Consider the following 11312-nt stretch of genomic DNA (forward strand, 5'->3'; position numbering starts at 1 on the left):
GCGGTCGGCTCACCGCGGAAACGGGACGTTCCACCGAAGAATGGGAAATCGAGTGGGTGAGAAATCGTCCGTGAGCACCCGAATGCGTGGTTGCAACAGTAATCATCCGGCTCCGCACCTGGTCAAGCGCGAGGTTTGAATGGCGGCATTCGACTCCGCAATATCCCGCGGTGCCGCCTTCCCGGGCGGCCGTCCGGCCATGTCACCGAGTTCGGCCATTGCCACGCGCGGACGGGGAGCGCAGACTGATTCGTCGGCTGTGACCGGGGCCACTCGGCCGGACCAACGGTCGTCCGGATGCGGTTCCGGGCGGCGAACAGGGAGGACGATGATGTTGAGCGCCGATGTCAGGCTGGAATGGTTCGTCTCCTTCCTCGCCGTCATCGACACGGGCAGTTTCGTCGCCGCCGCCGAGTCGACGCGGCGTTCGCAGCCCCGGGTCAGCACGCACGTCGCCTCCCTCGAGCGGGAGATCGGCTTACCGCTGTTCGATCGCCGGAAGCGCCCCGTCGAGCTGACCGGGGCCGGTGCGGCGCTGGCCGTCCACGCGCGCGAGATCCTGCACGCGCTGGAATCCGCCGAAGCCTCGATGGCCCCGTGGCGAGGGGGGACGCGCGGAGTCGTCACGCTGGGGTCGTACCCGAGCGCGAGCGCGGCCTTCGTACCACGCCTGCTGGCGTCGCTGCGCCGTTCCAGCCCGGACGTGCAGGTCGTGCTCCTCGAACGGTCCACACTGGAGCTCGACGACGCGCTCACCTCGGGCGCCGTGGACGCCTACCTCCGGCCGATGTCCCCGCCGCCGGCTTCGGCCTCGGCGCGTTCGCTGCCGCTGTGGAACGAACCGCTCGTCGTCGTGCACGCCCCGGACCACCCGCTGGCCCGGTTGCCGGAGCCGATACCGCTCGGAGCCGTGGTGGAGCACCCCATCGTCTCGATCGGTCGGCTCGACGCACCGGAGACGGGGGAGTTCGAGTCCTACCAGCTGTTCCGCGAGCACGGGTACGAAGTGGAGCCGGTCCAGGCGACCAACCAGCCCCAAACGCTCGTTTCCCTCGTGCGGCAGGGAATCGGCGTCGGTGTCACCAACTGGCTCGCCGCGCAGGTCGCCGACACCACCGGTGTCGAGGTGCGCCGCCTGGAAGGGCCTGCGGGCAGGCGGGTGGCCGTGTGCTGGGACTCCGTCCGGCCGCTCACCCCGGCCGCCCGGACGCTGCTGCACGGCATCATCGACACCGAGCCGCCCGCGGGCACCGATCCCACCCCGGAACGCGCGCGGGCCCGCCGCGCCGGACCGCGATAGGCGGCCCGCCGCTCGGGGCCGAACGTGGATTCGCCAGCTGGATACCCGCATTCGGAACGTGCGCTTCACGAGCGTGCGTGCGGGTTCGTATCGTTCCCAGGCGAACGAACCGCAAGTCGCATCAGCCGCACGGGAGAACGGAGCGGGTGTGTCGGGTCAAGCGAGTCCGAAATCGGGGGACTTCCAGGGACGCCGCGTCCTGGTCACCGGAGCCGGTAGCGGGATCGGGCGGGCGATCGCCCTCGGCTTCGCCGCGGCCGGTGCGGATCTCCTGCTCCTGTCGGAAAAGGACAACCTGGGTCCGGTGGTCGCCGAGGCCGTCGGTCTGGGGGTCTCCGCCGATCAGTTCCGCCTCGACCTCGCGGATGCGCGGCAGCGCCGGGAGGCCATCCCCGAACTGCTCGGGCGGGGCGAGGTCGACGTCCTGGTGAACAACGCCGGGCAGATCAGGAGGGCCGCCGCGGAGAACTTCCCGGACGCGGACTGGGACCAGGTGATCGAGCTGAACCTCAACGCCGCGTTCGAACTCGCGCGCGCGGCGGGCCGCGGCATGCTCGAACGCGGGCGCGGGAAGATCATCAACATCGCCTCGGTCCTGAGCTTCCAGGGCGGGATGTTCGCGCCCTCCTACGCCGCGAGCAAGCACGCCCTGAGCGGGTTGACCCGCGCCTTGGCCAACGAGTGGGCCGGGAGAGGCGTCAACGTCAACGCCCTCGCCCCCGGCTACCTGGCCACGGCCGTCACCAGCGGGCTCCGGCAGGACCGGGAGCGCAGCCGCGAGATCCTCGCGCGCATCCCCGCGAGGCGCTGGGGCGACCCGGCCGACGTCGTGGGGCCTGCCCTGTTCCTCGCCTCGTCGGCCGCCGACTACGTCCACGGGCACGTGCTGGCCGTCGACGGCGGATGGCTCGCGCGCTGACTCGCCCCGAGGACCGTCCGGCAGCTGCGCGACCGGCGCCGGGGTGGCGCTGAACCGGGACGGCGGGCAGCGTCCCACGCCGTTTCCGGTTTCCAGGACTCCACCGCCTTCGAGGACGGTGCCGCCGCCGTCGGTGCCGTCACCGGGACCGGGCCCGTGCCTCGCGGAGCAGGGCGGTGAGCCCGGCGACGGCGGCCTTGGCGGTGCGGGCGGCCCCGACCACCGTCGCCGAGGCCCAGCCGGTCCAGTCGCCGTAGCCGAGCAGGTGCACCCGCGGGTCCTGGAGCGAGCGGGTGCCCTCGGTGGCGATCCGGCCGTCGCCGCCGGGACGCAGCAGCGGTGCGAGGTGGGACAGGTCGGGCCGGAACCCCGTGGCCTGGAGCACGGCGTCGAAGGGCCGCTCGGACCCGTCGGGCCACACCGCGCCGCGCCCGGTGAAGCGCTCCGGCATCGGTTCGGCGCGCAGCGCGCCCCGCTCGCGGGCGGCCCGCACCGGCGGCACCACCACGATGTCGCCCAGCGCGGCCGGACCTCCGGTGTCGGGCAGCCCGGCCCGGCGGGCCGCGTGCCGAGCGGTGGCCAGGTCGAACAGCACCCGCCCGTCGACGTCGTCGGGCATGAACCGGGGCGGTCGCCGGGTGGCCCACGTCGTGTCCGCGACGGTGGAGAGCTCGGCGAGGATCTGCGCCGCGGAGTTGCCGCCGCCGATCACCAGCACCCGCTGACCGCGGAAGTCCGCGGGTGACCGGTAGTCGGCGGAGTGCAGCACGCGGCCGGTGAACCGCTCCAGCCCGGGGTGGTGCGGTCGGTGCGGGGCGCCCCGGGTTCCGGTGGCGCTGATCACCGCACGCGGGCGCCAGGTCCCCCGGTCGGTGTCCACGGTCAGCCGCTCGGGCCCGCCGCGCAGCTGCCGGACCCGCACCGGGCGCAGCACCGGCAGCTCGTAGCGCCGCTCGTACGCGGCGAGGTAGTCGGCGACATGACCGGCGGTGGGGAACTCCTCGCCGGGCTGCTCGGGCATCCACCAGCCGGGCAGCGGGCTGTAGCGGGCCGGGGAGAACAGCCGCAGCGAGTCCCACCCGTGCCGCCAGGCCCCGCCCGGTGCCGACGCGGCGTCGAGCACCGCGAAGTCCACCCCGGCGCGGCGCAGGAAGTAGCTCGCGGCCAGGCCCGCCTGACCGCCGCCGATCACCACGACCTCGCGGTCGTCGGCCCGTGCTGCCAACTCCACGCCTCCTCGGGGCCCGGTACCGGACCCCGAGGCTGTCCCACGCATCGATGTGTGTCAAATTAGATGCATGTCGAAGGAAGGCTGCATGACGCGGCTGCTGTGCGAGCCGCTGAGCGCCGCGCGGGCCGAGGAGCTGGCGCCGGTGTTCAAGGCGATCGGCGATCCGGTCCGGTTGCGGTTGCTGTCGCTGATCGCCTGCCACGCCGGGGGCGAGGCCTGCGTGTGCGACCTGACCGGGGCCTTCGAGCTGTCCGGCCCGACGATCTCGCACCACCTCAAGGTGCTGCGCGAAGCCGGGCTGATCGAGGGCAGCCGCCGGGGCACCTGGATCTACTACCGCGTCCGCCCCGAGGCGCTGCGCCTGCTGGCCGACTCGCTCGCCCCGGCGGTGCCGGCATGACCCGGACCGCCGACGAGGCCGTCGTCGGGAAGCTCTCCGCGCTGGACCGCTTCCTGCCGCTGTGGATCGCGCTGGCGATGGTCGCCGGACTGCTGGCCGGACGCTGGGTCCCCGGACTCGGTCCGGCGCTGGACGCCGTCGCGATCGACGGCATCTCGCTGCCGATCGCGCTCGGCCTGCTGGTGATGATGTACCCGGTGCTGGCCAAGGTCCGCTACGACCGGCTCGACGCGGTCACCGGCGACGCGCGGCTGCTGGTCTCCTCGCTGGTGCTGAACTGGATCGTCGGCCCGGCGCTGATGTTCGCGCTGGCGTGGGTGTTCCTGCCCGACCTGCCCGAGTACCGCACCGGCCTGATCATCGTCGGGCTGGCCCGCTGCATCGCCATGGTCGTCATCTGGAACGACCTGGCCTGCGGCGATCGGGAAGCCGCCGCCGTGCTGGTGGCGCTGAACTCGGTGTTCCAGGTGATCGCCTTCGCCGGGCTGGGCTGGTTCTACCTGTCGGTGCTGCCCGGGTGGCTCGGGCTGCCGCAGGTGGGCCTGGCGGTCTCGGCTTGGGGGATCGCCCAGAACGTGCTGATCTTCCTCGGGATCCCGCTGGTGGCCGGGTTCCTCACCCGCCGTCTCGGCGAGCGCACCAAGGGGCGGCGGTGGTACGAGGAGCGGTTCCTGCCGCGGATCGGCCCGCTGGCCCTGTACGGCCTGCTGTTCACCATCGTGGTGCTGTTCGCGCTGCAAGGCGGGGCGATCACCTCGCAGCCGCTGGACGTGGTCCGGATCGCGCTGCCGCTGCTGGTGTACTTCGTCGTGATGTGGGCCGGCTCCTTCGCCCTGGGCGCGGGGATCGGCCTCGGCTACGAGCGCAGCGCCACGCTGGCGTTCACCGCGGCGGGCAACAACTTCGAGCTCGCCATCGCGGTGGCCATCGCGACCTTCGGCGTCACCAGCGGGCAGGCGCTCGCCGGAGTCGTCGGCCCCCTGATCGAAGTCCCGGTGCTGGTGGGCCTGGTCTCCGTCTCCCTGGCCGCCCGCCGCCGCTTCCGCCCCTCCCGGCGCGCACCCCGCCCGGCGACCACCAGCGAGGAACCATGAGCTCCGTCCCCGAGGTCCTGTTCGTCTGCGTGCACAACGCGGGACGTTCCCAGATGGCCGCCGCCCTGCTCGCCCACCACGCCGGGGACCGGGTCGTCGTCCGCTCCGCCGGATCGGCGCCCGCCGGGACCGTCAACCCCGCCGTCGTCGAGGTGATGGCCGAGCTCGGCCTCGACCTCTCCCGCGAGGTCCCCGCCGGGCTCACCTCCGACGCGGTCGACGCGGCCGACGTGGTGATCACCATGGGCTGCGGTGACGCCTGCCCGGTCTACCCCGGCAAGCGCTACCTGGACTGGGAGCTCGACGACCCGGCGGGCCGGACCGCCGCCGAGGTCCGCCCGATCCGCGACGAGATCGACCGCCGCGTCCGGGCCCTGCTCGCCGACCTCGGGGCGACCGCCTGAGGGTCCGCCGGGCGGGGCCGCACGACGTCCGGTCCGGGCGTCGGCGAGGAACCGCTCGGCCCGCCGTCGGGTGGCCGGCCCCGTCGGTGCCGCCCGTCGTCCCGTGCGCTGGGACGACGGGCTCGTGCCGGTAGAGTTGCGACGGCAGCGTCGGCGCGGGAGGTTCGGAGCGTGGTCAGCGTCAGGGAGGTGGCCCGGGCCGCCGGCGTGTCGCTCGGGACCGTCTCCAACGTGCTCAACCGGCCCCACGTGGTCAGCGAGAGCACCCGGCTGCGGGTGCAGCACGCGATGATCGAACTCGGCTTCGTGCGCAACGAATCCGCCCGGCAACTGCGCGCGGGGCGCAGCAACACCATCGCCTACGTGGTGCTGGACGCGGCCAACCCGTTCTTCACCGACGTGGCGCGGGGCGCCGAGGGCGCCGCCGAGGCGGCGGACCTGTCGCTGTACCTGTGCAACAGCGACAACCGGCCGGACCGGGAGCTGTCCTACCTCACCCGCCTCGAACAGCAGCGGGTCGCCGGCGTGCTGATCACGCCCGTCGACGCCGACCACCCTTCGCTCGACGAGATCCCCAGGCGCGGCACACCGGTGGTCGTCGTGGACCGCACCCGCGCCGACGGCGCGCACTGCACGGTCGCGGTGGACGACGTGCTGGGCGGGGAGCTGGCCGCCGCGCACCTGCTCGACCTCGGCCACGAGCGGATCGCGTTCGTCGGCGGCCCGCACGTCCTGGGCCAGATCCGCGACCGCTGCGCCGGTGCCGTGCGGGAGGCGGTGCGGGCCGGGCACCCGGCGGATTCGGTGGTGCGGATCGACACCGCCTCGAACACCGTCGGCGACGGGCGGCAGGCCGGTGCCCGGATCGCGGGGATGCGCTCGAGCCACCGGCCCACGGCGGCCTTCTGCGCCAACGACCTCGTCGCGCTCGGGCTGCTCCAGCAGTGCGTCGCGCTGGGCCTCGACGTGCCCGGTGACCTCGCCATCGTCGGCTACGACGACATCGAGTTCGCCGACGCGGCGGCCGTGCCGCTCACCTCGGTCCGCCAACCGCGGCACGAGCTGGGCCGCACCGCGGCCACGCTGCTCATCGAGGAGGCGACCGATCCGGATCACGAGCACCAGCAGATCCTGTTCACCCCCGAACTGGTGGCGCGGGCCTCGACCCGCCGCCGCTGAACCGGACCCGCCTCGCGTGGGACGGGCGGACCGCAGCGGGTCCAACCGGGCCCGGTTTTCAGCCGACCAGCCGGGTTTCGGCTTCCTGCCAGGCGGTGTCGTCGGCCGCCGGTTCGTAGCGGGCGAGCCGGTGGGTGCGGCGGACCAGGTCGCGCAGCGCGAACCGGTCGCCGTCGAGCGCGCCCAGCGCCCGCGCCTGCACGAGCGCGTTGCCCACCGCCGCCGCCTCGACCGGACCCGCCACGACCGGCAGGCCGCACGCGTCGGCGGTGAGCCGGCAGAGCAGTTCGTTGCGGGCCCCACCGCCCACCAGGTGCACGGTGCCGACCGCGCGGCCGGACAGCGCCACGGCTTCGCGGACGGTGCGGCGGTGGGCCAGCGCGAGGCTGTCCAGCACGCACCGCACGATCGCGGCCCGGGAGCGGGGCGCGGGCTGGCCGAGATGGACGCAGGCGGCGGCGATCCGCCCCGGCATGTCGCCGGGCGGGATGAAGGCCGGGTCGGCGGCGTCGACCACGGCGGCCAGCGGTGGTTCCCGGCGCGCCGCCGCGAGCAGCTCCGCCAGGTCCGGGTTCCCCCAGTGCCGCAGGCATTCCTGCAACGGCCACAGCCCCATCACGTTGCGCAGGTAGCGGACCGTGCCGTCGATGCCCAGCTCGTTGGAGAAGTTCGCCGCCCGGCTCGCCTCGCCGCGCACCGGGGCGTCGAGCTCGACGCCCACCAGCGACCAGGTCCCGGTGGCGACGTAGGCGAACGCCGGATCCGCGGCGGGTACCCCGGCGACCGCCGAGGCGGTGTCGTGCGACCCCACCGCGACGAGCTCGACCGGTCCGCCCAGCCCGGTCTCGGCCAGCACGTGCGGGCTCAGCGGGCCGACCCGGGTGCCCGCCTCGACCAGCGGCGCGAACAACCCCGGGTCGATCCCGGCGCGCGCCATCAGGTTCCGGTCCCAGCACCGCCGCGCGGTGTCGAGCAGCCCGGTGGTGGAGGCGTTGCTGATCTCGGCGCGGCGGTGCCCGGTCAACCAGTAGGCGAGCAGATCGGGCAGCAGCAGGAGGTGCCGCGCCGCCGCCAGCGCGGGCGTCCCGGTCGCCGCCGCGAGCTGGTAGATCGTGTTGAACGGGAGCACCTGCAACCCGGTCGCGGCGTAGAGCTCGGCGGCCGGGATCCGCTCGTGCAGCGCCTCGGCGACCCCGTCGGTGCGGGCGTCGCGGTAGTGCACCGGGTTGCCCAGCAGCGCCCCGGTGGTGTCGAGCAGCCCGTAGTCCACCGCCCACGTGTCGATGCCCGCGGCGTCCAGGCGCCCGGCCGCCCGCCCGGCGACGCGCAGGCCCTCGAGGATCTCGCGGTAAAGCCCGAGCACGTCCCAGTGCAGCGCGTTGCGCAGCCGCACCGGTCCGTTGGGGAACCGGTGCACCTCCTCGAGCTCCAACCGGTCCGGCGCGACCCGGCCGAGCACCACGCGCCCGCTGGCCGCCCCGAGATCGACGGCCGCGACGTGGGCGGCGCTCATCGGAGGAACGCCGCTGCGACGCCGGAGTCGACCGGGACGTGCAGGCCCGTGGTCCGGGACAGCTCGCCCGCGGTGAGCGCGAACACCGCGTCGGCGACGTGCTCGGGCAGCACCTCGCGCTTGAGCAGCGTGCGCCGGGCGTAGAACGCGCCGAGCTCCTCCTCCGGCACCCCGTAGTGCGCCGCCCGGCTGGCGCCCCAGCCGCCCGCGAAGATGCCGGAGCCGCGCACGACGCCGTCCGGGTTGACGCCGTTGACCCGGACGCCGTGCTCGCCGAGTTCGGCCGCCAGCAACCGGACCTGGTGCGCCTGGTCGGCCTTGGTCGCGCCGTAGGCGAGGTTGTCGCTGCCGGCGAACACCGCGTTCTTGCTGCAGACGTAGACGACGTCGCCGCCCATCCGCTGCGCCAGCATCGTCCGGGCGGTCTCCCGCGCCACCAGGAACGACCCCTTCGCCATGACGTCGTGCTGCACCTCCCAGTCCCGGGCGGTGGTCTCCAGCAGCGGTTTGGCGATGGACAGGCCCGCGTTGTTGACCACCAGGTCGATCCCGCCGAAGGCGAGCACGGCCGCCGCCACCGCCCGGGAGACGGCGGACTCGTCGGCGACGTCGACGGCCACGCCGATCGCCGTGTCGCTCCCGCCGATCCCGGCGGCGACCTCGGCGGCCCGGTCCTGGTCGAGGTCGGCGACCACCACGCACGCGCCTTCCGCGGCCAACCGCTCCGCCACCGCGCGGCCGATGCCCGAGCCCGCGCCGGTGACGAGGGCGACCCGGGTGGCCAGCGGCTTCGGCGCGGGCCTGCGGCGGAGCTTGGCCTCCTCCAGCTCCCAGTACTCGATGCGGAACTTCTCGGATTCCTCGATCGGGGCGTAGCGGGAGACCGATTCCGCGCCGCGCATCACGTTGATGGCGTTGACGTAGAACTCCCCGGCGACCCGGGCGGTCTGCTTGTCCCGGCCGAAGCTGAACATGCCGACCCCGGGCACCAGCACGATCGCCGGATCCGCCCCGCGCATCGGCGGACTGGTCGGACCGGCGTGCCGCTCGTAGTAGGCGCGATACTCCGCGCGGTAGGCGGTGTGCAGCTCGCCCAGCCGCTCCGCGACCTCCTCGGGCGCGGCCGTCGCGGGCAGGTCGACGACCAGCGGCCGCACCTTGGTGCGCAGGAAGTGGTCCGGGCAGGAGGTGCCCAGCGCGGCCAGCGGTGCCAGCTTCTCCCGGCTGAGGAAGTCCAGCACGACGTCGTCGTCGACGTAGTGCCCCACCTGCGGTGCGTCGGTCGAGGCCAAGCCGCGCAGCAATGGGAACAGTTCTGCCGCGCGCGCGTGGCGCTCCTCCCGCGGCAGCGGCTCGAACCCCGGGCGCACCGGCCCGAACGGCTCCGGATCACCGTGCTCGTCGAGATGGCGCTGCGCCGTCCGGATGATCTCCAGCGAGTTCTGCTCGCACTCCTGCGAGGTCGCGCCCCACGCGGTGATCCCGTGCCCGCCGAGGACGACCCCGATGGCCTCGGGGTGGTCCGCCGCCACCGCCGCGATGTCCAGCCCGAGCTGGAAACCCGGGCGGCGCCACGGGATCCACGCCACCCGACCGCCGAAGATCCGCTCGGTCAGCGCCTGCCCGTCGGCGGCGGTGGCGAGGGCGATCCCGGCGTCGGGGTGCAGGTGGTCGACGTGCGCGGCCCCGACCAGGCCGTGCATCGCGGTGTCGATCGACGGTGCCGCGCCGCCCTTGCCGTGCAGGCAGAAGTCGAACGCCGACACCATCTCGTCCTCGCGCGCCGGTCCCGGGTAGACGTCGACCAGCGCGCGCAACCGGTCCAACCGCAGCACCGCCAGCCCTTCCTCGGTGAGCGTGCCGAGGTCACCGCCGGAACCCTTGACCCACAGCAGCTCCACCGGTTCGCGGGTGACGGGGTCGATCGCCGTCGCCTTCGCCGAGGTGTTGCCGCCCGCGTAGTTCGTGTTGCGGGGGTCGGAGCCGAGCCGGTGGGAGCGGGAGAGCAGGGAGTCGACGGCGCAGTGCATTCCTTCTCCGTTCTGGTGGCGTCGTGGTCCTCGCGGCGGGTCCCGCTACGCGCCCCAGCCCGCTTGCCTGCCGCCCGCGCGTTCGGCGCTGAGGCGGTCGGCGTGACCGGAGTGGTGGTAGGCGGCGATGGGGTCGGGGGCGAGGCCGGTGTCCTCGCGGAGCGCGGCCAGGAGGGGGCGGACGTCGGTGTCGTAGGCGTCCATCAGGACGGCGTGCGCGCCCAGCACGTCACCGGACCGCTGCGCCTCGGCCAGCGCCGCGGTGTCGACCAGCAGCGCCTTCGCGGTGGCCTCCTGCACGTTCATCACCGAGCGGATCACCGCCGGGATCTTGGGCTCGACGTTGTGGCACTGGTCGAGCATGAAGGCGATCCCGGAGTCCGGGCGCAGCGCGTCCGCCTGCACGATCTCGAAGAGGACGCGGAACAGCTGGAAGGGGTCGGCGGCCCCGGCCATCAGGTCGTCGTCGGCGTAGAACCGGCTGTTGAAGTCGAACCCGCCGAGCTTGCCCAAGCGCAGCAGCACGGCGACGATGAACTCGATGTTGGTGTGCGGCGCGTGGTGCCCGGTGTCGATGACCACCCGCGCGCGGTCGCCGAGTTCGAGGCAGTGCGCGAACGCCGTCCCCCAGTCGGGCACGTCCGTGGTGTAGAAGGCCGGCTCGAACAGCTTGTACTCCAGCAGCAGCCGCTGGTTCCCGCCGAGCCGGTCGCGGACTTCGCGCAGGGCTTCGGCGAGCCGGTCCTGGCGCCGCCGGATGCTGTCCTGGCCGGGGTAGTTCGTGCCGTCGGCGAACCAGAGCTTCAGGTCCCGCGACCCGGTGGCGTCCATGATGTCGACGCAGTCCAGCAGGTGCCGGACGGCTTTGCGCCGCACCGCCGGATCGGGGTGGCAGACGCTGCCCAACCGGTAGGCGTCGTCCTGGAACACGTTGGCGTTGACGGTGCCGATCCGGACGCCGCGCTCGGCGGCGTGGTCGGCCAGCGCCCCGTAGTCCTCGACGGCGTCCCAGGGGATGTGCAGCGCCACCGACGGCGCCGCGCCGGTGAAGCGGTGCACCGTCGCCGCGTCGTCGATCTTCTCGTGCACCGTGCGCGGCACGCCCGGTTGCGCGAAGACCTTGAACCTCGTGCCCGAGTTGGCGTAGCCCCAGGACGGCGTCTCGATGCGCAGACCGCTGAGCCCTTCGACGACGCGGGTGCGGGCGGCGGCGGGGACGTCGGTCATGTCTGGACTCCGTTT

At 73.7% G+C, this 11312-nt stretch carries 10 protein-coding genes; 6 read left to right on the top strand and 4 right to left on the bottom strand.

The genetic code is table 11. The features are described 5' to 3' along the window. Positions 1-334: 334 nt before the first annotated feature. Positions 335-1300: a LysR substrate-binding domain-containing protein gene (locus tag ACQP0T_RS11585; protein WP_433872874.1), complete on the top strand. Its 966-nt coding sequence runs from the start codon at positions 335-337 to the stop codon at positions 1298-1300. Between the two features lie 148 nt (positions 1301-1448). Next, entirely contained in the window at positions 1449-2219 is a 771-nt protein-coding gene (locus ACQP0T_RS11590; protein ID WP_433872876.1) for an SDR family oxidoreductase, read from the top strand. A 139-nt stretch (positions 2220-2358) separates the two neighbouring features. Here the strand turns inward: ACQP0T_RS11590 and ACQP0T_RS11595 are convergent, their stop codons facing one another. After that, positions 2359-3450, bottom strand: coding sequence for an ArsO family NAD(P)H-dependent flavin-containing monooxygenase (locus ACQP0T_RS11595; RefSeq protein ID WP_433872878.1), 1092 nt, complete (start codon positions 3448-3450; stop codon positions 2359-2361). An 85-nt stretch (positions 3451-3535) separates the two neighbouring features. On the opposite strand from ACQP0T_RS11595, the gene ACQP0T_RS11600 reads away from it, so the two are divergent. From ACQP0T_RS11600 to ACQP0T_RS11615, 4 genes are all read left to right on the top strand, one after another. Continuing rightward, positions 3536-3850 carry an ArsR/SmtB family transcription factor gene (locus ACQP0T_RS11600; protein WP_433872880.1) on the top strand — a complete coding sequence of 105 codons (315 nt, stop codon included), beginning with the start codon at positions 3536-3538 and terminating at the stop codon, positions 3848-3850. Further along, entirely contained in the window at positions 3847-4944 is a 1098-nt protein-coding gene (arsB, locus tag ACQP0T_RS11605; RefSeq protein ID WP_345363844.1) for an ACR3 family arsenite efflux transporter, read from the top strand. Before ACQP0T_RS11600 ends, arsB begins: the two co-directional genes overlap by 4 nt. Next, positions 4941-5348 (top strand): arsenate reductase ArsC, encoded by a 408-nt coding sequence (locus tag ACQP0T_RS11610; protein WP_433872883.1) that lies wholly within the window; start codon positions 4941-4943, stop codon positions 5346-5348. Before arsB ends, ACQP0T_RS11610 begins: the two co-directional genes overlap by 4 nt. Positions 5349-5519: 171 nt before the next feature. After that, a complete protein-coding gene (locus ACQP0T_RS11615; RefSeq protein WP_433872885.1) occupies positions 5520-6527 on the top strand; it encodes a LacI family DNA-binding transcriptional regulator in 1008 nt (335 codons plus the stop codon). A gap of 58 nt (positions 6528-6585) precedes the next feature. Here ACQP0T_RS11615 and ACQP0T_RS11620 read toward each other — a convergent pair whose 3' ends face one another. From ACQP0T_RS11620 to rhaI, 3 genes are read right to left on the bottom strand one after another with little or no spacing between them, the layout of a single operon-like run. Further along, positions 6586-8040 carry a rhamnulokinase gene (locus tag ACQP0T_RS11620; RefSeq protein WP_433872887.1) on the bottom strand — a complete coding sequence of 485 codons (1455 nt, stop codon included), beginning with the start codon at positions 8038-8040 and terminating at the stop codon, positions 6586-6588. Continuing rightward, positions 8037-10070, bottom strand: a complete 2034-nt coding sequence (locus ACQP0T_RS11625; RefSeq protein ID WP_433872889.1) for a bifunctional aldolase/short-chain dehydrogenase — start codon at positions 10068-10070, stop codon at positions 8037-8039. Before ACQP0T_RS11625 ends, ACQP0T_RS11620 begins: the two co-directional genes overlap by 4 nt. Positions 10071-10115: 45 nt before the next feature. Further along, the gene (rhaI, locus tag ACQP0T_RS11630) at positions 10116-11297 is read right to left on the bottom strand and encodes an L-rhamnose isomerase (RefSeq protein WP_433872891.1); all 1182 of its coding nucleotides are present in this window, start codon (positions 11295-11297) and stop codon (positions 10116-10118) included. Between the last annotated feature and the right edge of the window lie 15 nt (positions 11298-11312).

The sequence above is a fragment of the Saccharopolyspora sp. CA-218241 genome (assembly GCF_050954615.1).
Lineage (GTDB): Bacteria > Actinomycetota > Actinomycetes > Mycobacteriales > Pseudonocardiaceae > Saccharopolyspora > Saccharopolyspora cebuensis.

Coding starts and splice junctions, on each gene's coding strand:
- ACQP0T_RS11600 (WP_433872880.1), top strand. CDS start 3,536: ATGACGCGGCTGCTGTGCGAGCCGCTGAGCGCCGCGCGGGCCGAGGAG.
- arsB (WP_345363844.1), top strand. CDS start 3,847: ATGACCCGGACCGCCGACGAGGCCGTCGTCGGGAAGCTCTCCGCGCTG.
- ACQP0T_RS11610 (WP_433872883.1), top strand. CDS start 4,941: ATGAGCTCCGTCCCCGAGGTCCTGTTCGTCTGCGTGCACAACGCGGGA.
- ACQP0T_RS11620 (WP_433872887.1), bottom strand. CDS start 8,040: ATGAGCGCCGCCCACGTCGCGGCCGTCGATCTCGGGGCGGCCAGCGGG.
- ACQP0T_RS11625 (WP_433872889.1), bottom strand. CDS start 10,070: ATGCACTGCGCCGTCGACTCCCTGCTCTCCCGCTCCCACCGGCTCGGC.
- rhaI (WP_433872891.1), bottom strand. CDS start 11,297: ATGACCGACGTCCCCGCCGCCGCCCGCACCCGCGTCGTCGAAGGGCTC.